Source organism: Candidatus Palauibacter irciniicola, from assembly GCF_965208695.1.
Classification (GTDB): Bacteria; Gemmatimonadota; Gemmatimonadetes; order Palauibacterales; family Palauibacteraceae; genus Palauibacter; species Palauibacter irciniicola.
Window position 1 is genome coordinate 928449 of the sequence record NZ_OZ242352.1, and the last position, 14389, is coordinate 942837.

At 69.2% G+C, this 14389-nt stretch carries 11 protein-coding genes; 5 read left to right on the plus strand and 6 right to left on the minus strand.

Annotation, left to right across the window (positions count from 1 at the left end):
- Positions 1-125 precede the first annotated feature (125 nt).
- Genes ACOGI9_RS03885 through ACOGI9_RS03895 form a run of 3 tightly spaced genes read left to right on the plus strand, consistent with a single transcriptional unit; the run spans position 126 to position 4056 of the window.
- Positions 126-1472 (plus strand): pyridoxal phosphate-dependent decarboxylase family protein, encoded by a 1347-nt coding sequence (locus ACOGI9_RS03885; RefSeq protein ID WP_419858576.1) that lies wholly within the window; start codon positions 126-128, stop codon positions 1470-1472.
- Positions 1473-1477: 5 nt separating this feature from the next.
- Entirely contained in the window at positions 1478-2149 is a 672-nt protein-coding gene (locus tag ACOGI9_RS03890; protein WP_419858577.1) for a hypothetical protein, read from the plus strand.
- A 47-nt stretch (positions 2150-2196) separates the two neighbouring features.
- Positions 2197-4056, plus strand: coding sequence for a gamma-glutamyltransferase family protein (locus ACOGI9_RS03895; protein WP_419858578.1), 1860 nt, complete (start codon positions 2197-2199; stop codon positions 4054-4056).
- Positions 4057-4078: 22 nt separating this feature from the next.
- Here ACOGI9_RS03895 and ACOGI9_RS03900 read toward each other — a convergent pair whose 3' ends face one another.
- From ACOGI9_RS03900 to ACOGI9_RS03920, 5 genes are all read right to left on the minus strand, one after another.
- A complete protein-coding gene (locus ACOGI9_RS03900) occupies positions 4079-4420 on the minus strand; it encodes a Kdo hydroxylase family protein (protein WP_419858579.1) in 342 nt (113 codons plus the stop codon).
- Positions 4365-5006, minus strand: a complete 642-nt coding sequence (locus ACOGI9_RS03905; RefSeq protein WP_419859231.1) for a Kdo hydroxylase family protein — start codon at positions 5004-5006, stop codon at positions 4365-4367. The genes ACOGI9_RS03900 and ACOGI9_RS03905 overlap by 56 nt, the downstream gene beginning before the upstream one ends.
- Positions 5007-5033: 27 nt before the next feature.
- Complete coding sequence (locus ACOGI9_RS03910) at positions 5034-5480, minus strand: RidA family protein (protein ID WP_310776565.1); 447 nt, start codon at positions 5478-5480, stop codon at positions 5034-5036.
- A gap of 52 nt (positions 5481-5532) precedes the next feature.
- Positions 5533-7656, minus strand: a complete 2124-nt coding sequence (locus ACOGI9_RS03915) for a PQQ-dependent dehydrogenase, methanol/ethanol family (protein WP_419858580.1) — start codon at positions 7654-7656, stop codon at positions 5533-5535.
- A gap of 81 nt (positions 7657-7737) precedes the next feature.
- A complete protein-coding gene (locus ACOGI9_RS03920) occupies positions 7738-9477 on the minus strand; it encodes an N-acyl-D-amino-acid deacylase family protein (protein ID WP_419858581.1) in 1740 nt (579 codons plus the stop codon).
- A 137-nt stretch (positions 9478-9614) separates the two neighbouring features.
- Between ACOGI9_RS03920 and ACOGI9_RS03925 the strand changes: the two genes are divergently transcribed.
- Positions 9615-11672 carry a S9 family peptidase gene (locus ACOGI9_RS03925; protein ID WP_419858582.1) on the plus strand — a complete coding sequence of 686 codons (2058 nt, stop codon included), beginning with the start codon at positions 9615-9617 and terminating at the stop codon, positions 11670-11672.
- A 38-nt stretch (positions 11673-11710) separates the two neighbouring features.
- Complete coding sequence (locus ACOGI9_RS03930; protein WP_419858583.1) at positions 11711-12940, plus strand: CaiB/BaiF CoA transferase family protein; 1230 nt, start codon at positions 11711-11713, stop codon at positions 12938-12940.
- 7 nt (positions 12941-12947) lie between these two features.
- Here ACOGI9_RS03930 and ACOGI9_RS03935 read toward each other — a convergent pair whose 3' ends face one another.
- Positions 12948-14327: a M24 family metallopeptidase gene (locus tag ACOGI9_RS03935; protein ID WP_419858584.1), complete on the minus strand. Its 1380-nt coding sequence runs from the start codon at positions 14325-14327 to the stop codon at positions 12948-12950.
- Positions 14328-14389 lie beyond the last annotated feature (62 nt).

Here is a 14389-nt window from a genome sequence, read left to right on the forward strand (position 1 = left end):
GGTATCTGATTGGACCCCGCCTTCCCGGACAAGCCCCGCGCCGGGCCCCGCGTCGCGCCGCCCGCCCTGCGTTGCCCCGCCAATCTCCTCGCGCAAGGTTGGATTTCGACGACCGGCAGCGGTCGGTGACGCGGACGGATCCCGGGTCACGCTACCGTACGACGGAGGGCATCGACGTGACGCAGGCAACGAGTACCCTGAGTCCCGAAGTCCGGACCCGAAAGCAACTTCCCGAGCAGGGAATCGACTGGGAGACGCTCCGGAGCGAACTGCTCGGCCGGAAGGCGATCGATTACGACTGGAGGAACGGTCGCGTCCCGTACCTCGTCTACTACGTGAACGAGGACCTGAAGCGGGTGCAGGACGCGTCCCACGCGATCTACTCGGTGGAGAACGCCCTCTCCGGGCAGGGTTCCTTCCCCAGCGTCGGGGCGATGGAGGAGGAGGTCATCCAGATGGGCCTCGATCTCTTCAACGCGCCCGAGGGTGCGGGGGGGCAGTTCACCTCCGGGGGCACGGAGAGCATCTTCCAGGCCGTCAAGGTCGCGCGCGACATGAAGCGGGAGGCGCGCCCGGACCTGGGCCGGCTCAACATCGTCGCCGCGTACAGCCGCCACCCTTCCGTGGACAAGGCCGCCCAGATCCTCGACCTCGACATGAAGTACGTGGACTGCCGGGCCGACTACCGGGCGGACGTGGACGCGATCCGGGAGGCCATCGATGAAGCGTCCGTCTTCATCTACGCCGGGGCTCCCACCATCTACTACGGACTCATCGACCCGATGCGGGAGCTCGGCGAACTCGCCCTCGAAACGGGCGTCCGCCTGCACTCGGATGCCTGCTACGGCGGCTTCATCTCGCCTTTCGCGCGGGAACTCGGCTATCCGGTCCCCGACTTCGATCTCTCCGTGCCGGGCGTGTCCAGCCTGTCCGCCGACCTCCACAAGTTCGGCTTCGCCCAGAAGAGCGCCTCGCTCGTGCTCTTCGCCGACGGAGACGACCTGCGGTACGCGCGGTATGTCATCCGCGACCTGGTCGGCGGCTCCTACGCCTCGGCCACGGCTCAGGGCTCCCGGCCCGGCGGCGCGGTGGCGTGCGCGTGGACCATGCTCCGGCACCTCGGCCGGGAGGGATACCGGGAGATCGTGCGCGGGATCATGGAGACGACCCGCGCGGCGATCGAGGGCGTGAGGGCGATCGACGGCCTCTACGTGTTCGAACCCGAAGGGGACACGAACCTCTTCCGCTACGATGTCGAGCCCGGAGAACCGTTCAACATCTTCGCGGTCGCGAGGCTCATGAACGAACGGGGCTGGATGATGGGACAGCACCGCAGGCCGCCCGCCATCCACCAGCCGATCACGTCCGTCCACACGCCCGTGCTCGGCGAATACCTCTCGGACCTCGAGGAGTGCGTCGCCATCGCCCGGCGCGACCGGCTCGAAGACACGTTCCTCGACGGCACCTACTAGCCACGATGCCGGCCGGACTGTTTTCGGCGCTGATCATCGCGATCCTGACGCTGCTCGGGATCGGCGCCCGCTACTACGTCCACGGCGATCTCAACGCCATCCACGGGCTGTTCAGTCTGTTCTTCTCGACGAATCTGCTGATCTGTTACTGGGAGGCGTGTCTCTACCTGCGGCGGGACTACATTGAGAAGCGCGCCGTGCACTGGCGCGAACGGCGGCGCGAGACCGGCCGGACCCCGGCCGTCGAGTTTCTGACCACGCGGGTGCCGCTCAGGCGGATCCTGTCCCCGACGGTCTGGGCGGACGCCTGGGCCACCTACTCGATGGTGGACGAGTCGTATGCGGATCGTCGTACGTTCGGGTTCACCGTCGATATCGCCAACGGCTTCTTCACGCCGGTGCCGACGCTCGTCCTGTACGCGGCCTTCACCTTCGGTTTCATGCCGGCGGTCGTGGCCGGGATTCTCGCCGCCATGCTGTTCTGGCAGTGGACGTACGTGTCATCGCTCTACTGGGTCAGCTTCTTCGTCGCCGGGAGGCAGGCGCTCATCACGAAGGGCGAGTTCCTGGTCTACGTCGGCGCCCCGAACGCGTTCTGGGTGCTGTGCCCCGCGTTCGGACTGTACGTCGCCGTGCGCCTGATACTGGACGGCCACTACGGCGTGCTGGGATTCTGACCGATGATGAAGGTGCTGGTCTCGACGTTACACGAAGGAGGGGCCTGATGGGACGCTTTTCGATCCGGATGATCGCGCTGTTCGCCACCTCTCTCCTCCTTCTGCCGCCGGAGGCCACAGCTCGGCAGGTGAACGTCGGTCTGCCCGCGCACCGGGTGGCGCACCGGCCGGCGGTGCCGGGCCCGAACGGGCTCGTGACGGCCGGCCACCCGCTGGCGTCCATGGCGGGTCTCCGCACGCTCATGGCGGGGGGCAACGCCGCCGATGCCGCCGTCGCGACCCTGGCCACGCTGAACATCGTACGGCCGCAGATGTCGGGGATGGCGGGGAACGGGTTCGTGACCCTCTACGACCGCGTCTCCGACCGTGTGTACTCGCTGGGGGCCACCGGCGCCGCTCCCCTGGCGCTCGATCCCTCGAGCCGCACCGCCGACGAGTTGAACAAGGGGATTCACGCGGGCGTCGTCCCCGGCCTCTTCGGGGGATGGATCGCCCTTCTGGACCGGTTCGGCACCATGAGCCTGGCCCAGGTGCTCGCCCCGGCCATCGACTACGCCGAAAACGGCCATCCGATAGAGGCGTCCGTCGTAGCGGCGATCGAGTCTCACCGGGACCTCTTCGAGAGCTTCCCGTCGAGCCGGCGGATGTTCCTCCCGCGCGGCAGGGTGCCCGAGCCCGGCGAGACGTTCCGGATGCCCGACCTGGCGAACACGCTCCGCAAGGTGGTCGAGGCCGAGCAGGCGGCCCTGGCGGCCGGCAAGACGCGCTCGGAGGCGCTCCGGGCCGCCTTCGACCGGTTCTACCGGGGCGACATCGCCGAGGAGATGGCCCGCTTCTACGCGGAGAACGGCGGCGACTTCACCGTGGAGGACTTCGCCCGCTACGAGCCCATCTGGGCGGAGCCGATCCACACCACCTACCGGGGGTTCGATGTGTACACCAGCCCGCCGACGTCGCGCGGAGGGCTGGAGGTGACGATGCAGTTGAACCTGGTCGAGGGCTTCGACCTCCGGGCGCTGGGCGCCGGGAGCGCGGAGACCATCCACCTGCTGTCGGAGGCGATCAAGGTCGCGAAGGCCGATGTCTATGCCTACGCGGCCGATCCCGCCCTGGTCGACGTGCCCGTCGCCGAGTTGCTGTCGAAGGAGTACGCGGCGGCTCGCCGATCCCTCATCGACCCGTCCCGCGTGATGGCGTACCCGGGCGCCGGGAATCCGGTGCGGGTCGACGAATCCGGGCCGGGCGCCCGCGCCGCGCGAGAGGCGGCGGGAGGGACAGCGACCAACGGGCGGCGCCGACACCTGGCCGAACAGGCGTACGCGGGGAGCACGACCAGCTTCTCCATCGCGGATCGCTTCGGCAACGTCGTCGCCGCCACGCCCACCCACGGGGGCGCCTTCGGCACGGGAGTGGTGGTCGGCAACACCGGCCTGACCTTCAACAACGGGTCCCGAATCGGTTCGACGTCGCCGTACCCCGACCATGTGAACTACGTCCGGGGCGGGCAGATTCCGATCCTCAACAACTCCCCGATCATCGTGCTCAGGGACGGTCGGTTCCATGCGGCGCTGGGGACGCCGGGCGGCGAGACGATCGGCCAGACCCAGTTCCAGGTGCTCGTGAACCTCCTCGACTTCGGGATGCCGGTCCAGGAGGCGATCGCGGCGCCCCGCTTCACCCTGAGCGGGGAGCCGAACTTCTACCGCCCCGGCGCCGAGATCCGTTTCCGCCTGGAGGATCGCCTGCCCGACGACGTGGTCGGGACGCTGGAGGCGTTGGGGTACACCGTGGAACTCGCGCCCGGTTACGCCTTCGGCAGCATTCAGGGCATCACTTTCGATGCCGCGACCGGGGCCCTCATGGCGGGCGCCGACCCCCGCCGCGTCGCCTACGCCGTAGGCTGGTGAGGGCCGTCAACGCTCCCGGGCCTCAAGCGTCCAGGCTGGAGCCGTCGGAGGCGCGGAGGGTGTTGATGGGGGCGAGTTCGGGGTGGCGGCAGGCGGCGAGCCGGAGGATGTAGGTGTCGACGAGGGCGTGCTGACCCGACACGCTCGCGTGGCTCACCATGTCGGTGAGGACCATCCAGGCGGAGAAGGGGGGGAAGCGGATCTCCCGCCACGTCTCGTCCCGCTCCTGGAAGGACGGAGTGTCCTTCATGTAGTTGTGGAAGCGCCGCATGAGACGGTCGTAGGGGCTGGAGTCCGCGAGCACCGCCTCACCCAGCCCCGCCTTCGCGACCGCCCGCAGCAGGCGCCCGCGGAGACGGTCCACGGGGCCCCTCTCGAGCGAGCCGGAGTTCGCCACGCCCGCCTCCGGTCCCGTAGCGAAAAAACACGTCGGGGAACGTCCCCTTCGAGCACCACACGCGGTCCTCTTCGGGGTTCACGTTGACGAAGAAACGGAGGATCCGATCTCCGTCGGTCGCCCCGTAGGCGCCGGCGTCGAAGTGGATGAGTTCGTTGCTCGCGTGCGCGGAGAGGCCGCGGCCGCGCTCCTGGATCGGGCGGAAGCTCGTCGTCCCCACCGTCCATCCCTCGGTGAGCGCCGGCAGGCACTCCCGCAGGAAGGCGCGAACCCGGGCGCCGTGCGCGGTGAGCGTGTCGAGAACGGCGTCCCGCAGCCCTCCCCGCGATGCGACGCCGCGAAGACGCCTGCTCTCCGGGTGGTAGCTGACGTTCTTCGCGCGCAACTGCCGTGGGAGTTCGGAGCGCAGCCGCTCGAGATCCTCCTCCGGCGGGAGTTCGACGGGACAGACAGGGAAGAAGACGATCTCCCCCCGCTCCAGCGCGTCGGCGAGATCGGGTCGGGGCCCTCGAACGGGCCCCGCCTCGGTGACCGGACCCCGCCCCGAGTTCAGTAGCCCCCGCTCAGTTGTGGCTGCCGATCAGTTGCGCGAGCCGATCGCCATCACCTCGAACCGCGCCCCGAACAGGAGGGGCCCGGAGCCGAGGAAGGCGCGCGCCGGGAAGTTCTCGGTGAAATAGGTCCGGTAGACCTCGTTGAAGACGTCGTAGAGAGCGACATCCGAGCAGAACACCTGCACGGAGACGAGGTCGTCCATCGTGATCCCGGCCTCTTCCACCGTGTTCTTGATCGCCTCCATGACGAGCCGCGCCTCCTCCTCCGCGTCGTTCGGCGGACGCCCGTCCACGAGTCCCAGCGACCCGGACACGAAGAGCAGGTCGCCCACCCAGACGGCGCCGCTGAAGGGAAGGACGCCCTCCTCGCTCGCGTGCCGCGGATTGATGTACTCACGCTGGGCCGAAAGATCGGAAGCCATGGCCGCGAAACCTCCGGTGGCAAGAAGTGAGACCAGGATGAAGCGCTTCATGAGTCGGTTCCTCTTGTTGTGGTTCAGTGGTCGCCGGTTCGGGGCTCCCGGTTCAGTGGTCGCCATCCGCCGGCGTCTCGGCCGCCGCGGCGAGCGTCTCCCTCGCTCGCGATACGATGTAGGCCTGGATCAGTCGCACCTGCTCGGAATCGAGCAATCCCTCGTACGACGGCATCCCCTGCGTCTCGCGACTCCCTCCGAGCACGATGTCCTCGAAGTTGCGGTGCACGATGTCGGTCGACCGCTGCAGGTTCGGCATCGCGCCCTCCGAGCCGCCTCCGCCGCCGTGACAGATGCCGCAATACCGCCCGTACACGGCCGCCCCGCGCTCCAGCGACTCGGCGTCGGTGGGCAGATCGAGGTCGGGCACGTTCGCCGGCCGCTTCCGCTGCGGCGTCGGCATGGGCTCCGTCCCGCCCAGCACGAAGGTGAAGACCCGCCCCCGCTGCTCGTAGTTCGCCGCGTCGCCGTAGGGAGACCCGCTGCGGCCGCGCGCGCCGCCCCAGCCGGCCGCCACGGACACGTGCTGCCGTCCGTCCACGAGATAGGTGACGGGGCCGCCCAGGATGCCGAGGCCGGTCGAGGCGTCCCACAACTGGTCTCCGGTCTCCGCGTCGTAGGCGACGAAGCGGCCGTCCCCGCCGCCCTGGAACACGAGTCCCGTCGTCGTCGTCATCGTCCCGCCGTTCCAGTAGCCGAGCTGGGGGACGGTCCAGCGCGCCTCCTGCGCCTTGGGGTCCCAGGCGACGAGGAACCCCGCATCGTCCCGCGCGCCGTAACGGCTCCTCAGCCCGAGGTTGCTCACGGCCGGTCCGTAGCTGTGGTCCTCGATCGCCAGGTCCGTGAACACCCAGTCGGGCGGCTCGCTGCGCTCGACCCACCCCTCCTGGATCGGCAGATACATGAGCCCCGTTTCGGGATTGAACGACTGCGGCTGCCAGTTGTGGCCCCCGAGGGCGGCCGGCGTGATCAGCGTCCATACCTCGGCGTGCACGGCTTCCGGCCGCTCCGTGGGGCGGCCGGTCTCGAGGTCGAGTCCCTCCGCCCAGTTCTGGACGATGTATTCCTGGCCCGACAGGAACTCGCCCGTCTCGGCGTCGAGGACGTAGAAGAACCCGTTCTTCGGCGCCTGCATGATGACGCGGCGCATGCGGCCGTCGAACTCGAGGTCCGCGAGCGTCATCGGCTGCACGGCCGTGTAGTCCCAGTGGTCGCCGGGCGTCGTCTGGAAGTGCCATACGTACTCGCCCGTCTGCGGGCGCAACGCGAGGATCGAGGCGAGGAAGAGGTTGTCGCCGCCCCCCGGGCTCCGGTGGCTTCGTGACCACGGGGATCCGTTCCCCGTTCCGATGTAGAGGAGGTCGAGGTCCGGATCGTAGATGATCGAATCCCAGGCCGTGCCGCCGCCGCCCGCGATCCACCACTCGCCGCTCCACGTTTCCGCGGCCATCTCCATGGTTTCGGATTCGAAGCCGTCCGCCGGGTTGCCGGGCACCGTGTAGGTGCGCCACACGAGTTCGCCGTCGTCCGCGTCGTAGGCCGACACGTAGCCGCGAACGCCGTACTCGGCTCCCCCGTTCCCGATGATCGCGAGCCCCTGCACGACGCGGACCGCGCCCGTGATCGTGTAGGCCTCGTTCGGGTCGATGGTGAGCGTCTCCCACACGACGTCGCCGGTCTCCGCGTCGAGCGCGACGAGGCGGCCGTCGATCGTGCCCACGATCACCTTGCCCTCGTAGAGCGCGACGCCCCGGTTCACCACGTCGCAGCAGGCGAGACGCCCGCGGATGCGCGGCACGCCGGGGTCGTGGCGCCACAGGCGCTCGCCCGTCCGCGTGTCGATCGCATGCACGACGCTCCACGGGGAGCTGATGTACATGACGCCGCCCACGACGAGCGGCGTGGCCTCGACCCCGCCGCGCAGCTCGATGTCATACGTCCAGGCGAGGCCGAGTTCGTCGACGTTTTCCCGCGTGACTTCATCCAGCGTGCTGAAGCGGTCCTCCGCGTAGTTGCCGCCGTAGGTGAGCCAGTTGCCGTCGGGCCGCGCCGCCTCGAGGACGGCGTCGGTCACATCGCTGGCGCTCCGCACGGCCGACGGCTCGGGCGATGGCGCGTCCGCGGTGCAGGCGGCGACGGGAGCGAGGAGCAGCAGGGCGTGGAATCGCGTGCGCATAAGGCTCTCCCAATCTCACGGTTGCCGAATCAGGCGGAAACAATAGCCCGGAAGCCCGCGAACGCGACACGGGACGCGCGCTCAGGGCCGGAGGATGACCTCTCCGGGGAGTTCGTCGGTGAACTCGCCCGCGTCCACCGTGAACACGCCGTTCACCATCACGTAGTCGACCCCCTCGCTGAACAGGTCCGGCTCGAGCACGGTGGCGCGGTCCCGGAGGCGTTCGAGGTCGAACACGACGAGGTCAGCCCGGTAGCCCTCGCGCAGGAGGCCTCGGTCCTCCAGCCCGATGATCCGCGCCGGCAGCCCCGTCATCGAGCGGATCGCGAACGGAAGCGTGATCGCCTTCAGGTCCTTCACGTAGCGGGCGATCTTGCGCGTGAAGGCGCCGAAATGGCGGGGGTGCGCGCCGGGCCGCGAGGCGAACTCGGGCACGCCCTCGACCCCGCTCACGGCCGCGTCGGACGCCGTGGCCGTGTAGTCCTGGCGGTAGTAGTTGATGACGTCGGCGTCGTGAATCCCGTACCCGCGCGTCAAGGCGCCGCCGAGGACGTCCGGGTAGCCGTTCAGCGCCATGTGGACGACGACGCCCTCGTACGTGACGTCCAGCCGGCGGCCCAGTTCCTCCAGCGTCCGGCCCACCCAGGTCGAATCGGGATAGCCCACCACGACGACGCGGTCCGGGCCCCCGTTGTGATCGACGATCCACTCGATGTCGCGGGCGATGAGCGCCTGGAGTTCCGGGTCCGCCCAGCGGCGCTCCAGGTGCGCCCGGGCATCGTCGAACACCCCCGGGCGGCTGTAGACCGGGCTGTCCCTCCCGCCGCTCGTGTCCACGGTGTCGTGCACCAGGCTCCAGCGCGGGATCATGGGCCGCGCGCCCCCGCCGAACGTCTCGTAGGGGTAGACGTCGAGGTAGATTTCCAGCCCCTCTTCGCGCGCCCGGTTCACGACCAGCGTGTCCTGCCCGGAGCGGCCGAAGCTGGAGCGACCCCGCGCCTTGTGGTGGCTCGCCACGACGCGGATCCCCGTTTCGCGGGCGACGTTCACGGTCTCCGCCAGCCCCTGGTTCCCGTCCACGGGCCAGTCCGTCACGGTGCTCGGCAGCTCCCACAGCGGCATGGCCGCCTCGCTGCGCTGGTGCGCGACGTAGAAGCCATCGTAGGGGGCCACGGCCTCGGCGAGGGCGATGACCTCCTCCGGCGTGCTGTAGCGGGCGGGGCGGTATTCGACGCCGGCTCCCAGTCCCCACGCCCCCGCCTCCATCCCCTCGCGTACGAGCGCCTGCATGCGGGCGATCTCTTCCTCCGTCGCCGCGCGCCAGTAGTCGTTGCCCATCACTTCGGCGCGCACCGTGCTGTGGCCGACCATGGGGACGAAGTTCATCGCGTGTCCCAGCTCCCGGAGGGCCGCGATCTCCGCGCTGAGCGGCCACGTCTGATTGCGGCCGTCCGGCCCGCCGATGACCGTCGTGAGCCCCTGGCTGTTCAGGCTCTTCGCCCGCCGGGCCTCCAGGTACTCGGAAGTCATGGCGCGGTCGGCGTGCGAGTGCAGGTCGATGAAGCCCGGCGACACGTACATGCCGGCCGCGTCCACGACCCGCCGCGCCGTCGCGTCGCCGAGCCTCCCGATCCGCACGATCCGGTCGCCGGCGATGGCGACGTCCGCCGCGAACCACGGGTTTCCCGTGCCGTCGATGACGCGCCCGTTCCGGATGAGGATGTCGTATTCCTGACCGGAAAGCGGGAGGGGGAAGGCGCCTGCCGCGAGGGCGGCGCTCGTAACCAGGAAGGCGGCGCACGGTGCGGTAAGCCGAATCATGTCAATCACCCCGGGGAAGCGACGCGGCGCTGTCGGACGACCCTGACGAGTCGGACGATAACGCGACGGTTGCCCGCGGGTCGAATCGGGGAGATATGTTTCCGGCCCTGTCCCCTGTCCGATCCCGGGAGCCGACGATGCGCGAGATGAGCGAGAAGAGCCTTCACAAGATCCGAATGACGAAGTTCACCTTGGCCGCGTTCGCTGTTTCGGGCCTGCTCGCCGCCGGTCCGCTGGCCGCGCAGGGCCGGTTCGAGCCGATGGACGTGTTCGAGATCGAATACGCCGCGGACCCGCGGATTTCGCCCGACGGCAGTCAGGTCATCTACGTCCGCACGTCCATGGACATCATGCGGGACGCGAAGAAGTCCGAGCTGTGGATCATGAACGCGGACGGGTCGGATCACCGGCGGATCGGGACGGGCGGTTCCCCGCGGTGGTCCCCCGACGGAACCCGCATCGCGTACACGGAGGACGGCCAGATCCATGTGCGCTGGATGGACACGGGCGAGGAGGCCACGCTCACGCAGCTCATCGAATCGCCGCGCGGGCTCCGCTGGTCGCCGGACGGGCGCTACCTCGCGTTCAACAAGCTCGTCCCCTACCCGCCGCCGAGCCTCGCCCCGCCGCCCAGGCCGCCCGCCGGGGCGGAGTGGGCCGATCCTCCCATCATGGAGGACCGCTTCAAGAACCGGCAGGACGGCGTCGGCTATCTGGATTTCGGCTTCGATCACCTCTTCATTGTCCCGGTCGAGGGCGGGACGCCCACGCAGGTCACGTCGGGCGACTTCCAGCACCAGGGCCCCGCCGCGTGGACACCGGACGGCGCGAGCCTCGTCTTCTCGTCGAACCGGAACGACGACTGGATCCACGATTACCGCAATTCCGAACTCTACATCGTTTCCGTCGCCACCGGTGAAGTGCGTCCCCTCACCGACCGCCCCGGACCCGACCGGAGTCCGGCGGTCTCTCCCGACGGGCGGCAGATCGCCTTCGTGGGCTACGAGGATCGCACGCGCACCTACCAGGTGAGCCGCCTCCAGGTGATGAACCTGGACGGGAGCGGACAGCGCGTCCTCACGGGCGGTCTCGACCGCAGCGTGTCGAACCCCGTGTGGGCTTCCGACGGGAGCGGCGTCTACTTCCAGTACGACGACGAGGGGAACTCGAAGGTCGGGTTCGCCACGCTCTCCGGCGACCTCGAAGTGCTGGCGGAGGATCTGGGGGGCACCTCCTACGGGCGTCCGTATGGCGGAGGGTCGTTCAGCGTCGCCGACGACGGGAGCTTCGCGCTCAACCAGACCCGCCCCGAATCGCCGGGAGAGGTCGCCGTGGGCGCGAGGGGTCGCGGCGTGCGTCGCATCACGTCGCTGAACGAGGACCTGCTCGCGAACCGCCAACTCGGCGAGGTCGAGGAGATCTGGTGGGATTCCTCCTTCGACGACCGCCCCATCCAGGGGTGGATCGTGAAGCCGCCGGACTTCGATCCGGCCCGGCGCTATCCCCTCATCCTCGAGATCCACGGCGGGCCCGTCTCGAACTACGGAGACCGCTTCTCCGCCGAGATGCAGCTGCTCGCCGCCGCGGGCTACGTCGTTCTCTACGCGAACCCGCGCGGAAGCACGAGCTACGGCGAGGAGTTCGCGGACCTCCTCTATCACAACTACCCGGGGCAGGACTACGACGATCTCATCTCCGGGGTCGATGCCGTCATCGACCGGGGATACATCGACGAGGACAACCTCTTCGTCACCGGAGGGAGCGCCGGCGGCATCATGACGGCCTGGATCGTCGGCAAGACGGACCGCTTCCGGGCCGCGGTCGCCCAGAAACCCGTCGTCAACTGGATCAGCAAGACGCTCACGGCGGACAACTGGTACGGCTACTACCACAGCCGCTACGAGGGGCTCCCGTGGGAGAACCCGGACGCGTACTGGGAGTTCTCTCCGATCTCGCTCGTGGGGAACGTGAACACGCCCACGATGATCATCACGGGGGAGGAGGACCTGCGGACGCCGCTGTCGGAGTCGTACCAGATGTTCCACGCGCTCAAGCTGCGCGGGATCGACACGGCCGTGATCCGGCTGCCCGGCGCTTCGCACGACATGAGCCGCCGCCCGAGCCAGCTCATGGCCAAGATCGCGAACATCGTGGCGTGGTTCGACAAGTACCGAACGCCGCCCGCCACGAGTTGACGCCCTCGGACCCTGCCCCCGAACCCGGGAGATCACGCATGAGCGACGCCGGCCGACCGCTGGCGGGAGTGCGCGTCCTTGCCCTCGAACAGTACATGTCCGCCCCCTACTGCTCGCTGCTGCTCGCGGACGCGGGGGCGGAAGTCATCAAGATCGAGCGACCGGGGCTCGGGGATCCGCGCCGGTCCATCCCTCCCTTCGTGGAGAGGAACGGCGTCCGCATGGGTGTCGGGTTCATGGCCTACAACCGGAACAAGAAGTCCCTCGCCCTCAACCTCAAGAGCGACGAGGGGCGCGATCTCTACCGCTCCCTCGTGGCGAAGTCCGACGTCGTGGTGGAGAACCTGCGGCCCGGATCGGTCGACCGGATGGGTCTCGGCTACGAGGCACTGGCCGAGCTGAACCCGGGACTCGTGTACGCCGCCGTGTCCGGGTTCGGGCGACTGCCCGGGCGCGAGGGCCCGTACGGCGACTGGCCCTCGTTCGACGTCGTCGCGGAGGCGATGGGGGGCGTCATGCACATGATCGGCTTCGCCGACAAGCCGCCCTCGCCCTCGATCTACGGAATGCCGGACCTGTACGCGGGGATGGCCGCGGCGCACGGCGTCTCGATGGCGCTCTACCGGCGCACAATGACCGGGAAGGGCCAGTTCATCGACTCCGCCATGTACGACGGCGTGCTGTCGCTGAACGAGCGCATGGTTTCGCTCGCCGCCAACACGGGGGCGCGGCCGAGGCGGGGCGATCCGCCGGGCTTCTACCCGCGTGGACCGATGCCGGTGAGCGACGGATACGTCGCCTTCACGATCCCGGACGACATCATGTGGCGCCGCCTCTGCCGCATGCTGGGACGCCCCGACCTGCTGGAGGACCCGCGCCTGGATTCCCCCGAGGCGCGAACCGAAAACCGCGCGCTCCTCGACGAGGTCGTCCGACCGGTGTTCGCCCAACTGACCCGCGACGAGGCGGTGCGGCGGCTCCAGGACGTGGGCGTCCCCGCGGGGCCGGTGCAGACCTCCGACGACCTGCTCGAGTGTCCGCAATTGGAGGCGCGCGGCGTGCGGGTCACCGTGGACTACGACGGACTCGGGGACCTCCAGTTCGTCCGCACCCCGCTCCTCACCTCCGACGCACCGGATGTGCCCGTTAACCCCGCGCCCACCCTGGGTCGCGACACCCGACGGATCCTGACCGGAATCCTCCAACTCTCCGACGCCGATGTCTCACGCCTGGCGGAGGAGGCCGTGGTCGCCACCGCGGCGGAATAGCCAGTCCCTACCGGATCAGGTGCAGTTCGGTCTGCCGGCGGAGCATCCAGCGGATCTCGCCGTCGAGCGTGATCTCCGCTTCCTCTTCCTGGGCCATGCGGACGGGCTGGCCGTCCCACTCGGGGACCGGCGTCGTGACCTGGAGTTCGGTCGAGAACCACATGCCGGGGATCACCGGGGGATCGCCGCGGCCGGGCACGCCCGTCTGGTAGTCCCACAGTCCGATGAGCGGCCCCGCGCCGTGGCCGTGGTCCCCGATCGGGTGCGTGTACATCGTCCCGTTGAGTCCCTCCGCCCTCATCTTCTCCAGCACCGAAGCCAGGATCTCGTTTCCGGTGCGCCCGACCTTCGTCTCCTCGAGCAGGATGTCCTGAAGGCGGTTCGAGTTCGCGAGCGCCTGCCTGAGCCCGGCCGGCGCTTCCGTCTCGCCTTCGCGCAGGACGTAGGCCATGTGCTGCGTGTCCGTCGCGAGGCCGAACGCGACGAGCCCGAAGTCGCAGTGGAGGACGTCGCCCCGCTCGATCACCGGCGCCGTCACGCCGCTCATGTCCGCCCCGCGCCGCTGCACCGACACGGAAGGCTGGAACCAGGAGTCGAGGCCCAGATCGTGCACGCGCTGGCGCATCCACCACACGACGTCGGCGGTCGTTGTCCGGCCGGGGACGATGACGACCTCCGAGAAGGCGGTGCCGATGATCTCGTGGACGACCGCCTGCACGCGGCGGTAGACGGGGGTCATGGCGGGCACCCGCATGGCGAGGTACTCGATCGCCAGCAGCGGTTCGCGGACCACACGGCTCGCGAGATCGGCGCCGAGCGCGGCCTCCATCTGCTCCCACTCACCGGCCGAAAGCCCGTCGGCGAAGTTGTGGTCGTGCGAGATGTTGACGGCGATCCGCCCCGGGTCGCGCTCCCGCACCATGTCGGCGAAGAGGTTCCACTGGTCGGAGCCCCAGAGTTCCGCCTGCCTCCCGTCCGGCGCGGTGGCCGTGGCGCGCACGGCCTCGTACACGCCTCCCTGCGAGCTTCCCCCGAGCGCCAGGCGTTCCACGCCGTGTTCGGGCCCGCGGTCGTGGAAGATGTAGATGGTCCGCCGACGGGCCGCGAACGTGGTGGGCGAGACGAGGGCGGGGAAGACGGGATCCTCGTTGTACTCCCGCATGGCGATGACCCACATGTCCACGCCGTGCTTCCGCATCAGCATCGGGAGGTTCGTCTCGAGCCGCTCCGCCAGCCACGCCTGCTGCGTCCGCGCCTGCTCCCGAAGCGTCCCGAACGGATGCTCCGGCCTGTAGTCGCGCGCCTGCGCCTCCAGCTCGGTCACCGAGAACCGGACCATCCCGGCGAGAGAGAGCGCGACGGCCGCGAGGATCGTGATCTTCTTCATCTCCTGACCTCCATCGGTATTCGGCATTCCTCCACCCGTAACTACCGGTCGATCCACGCCGC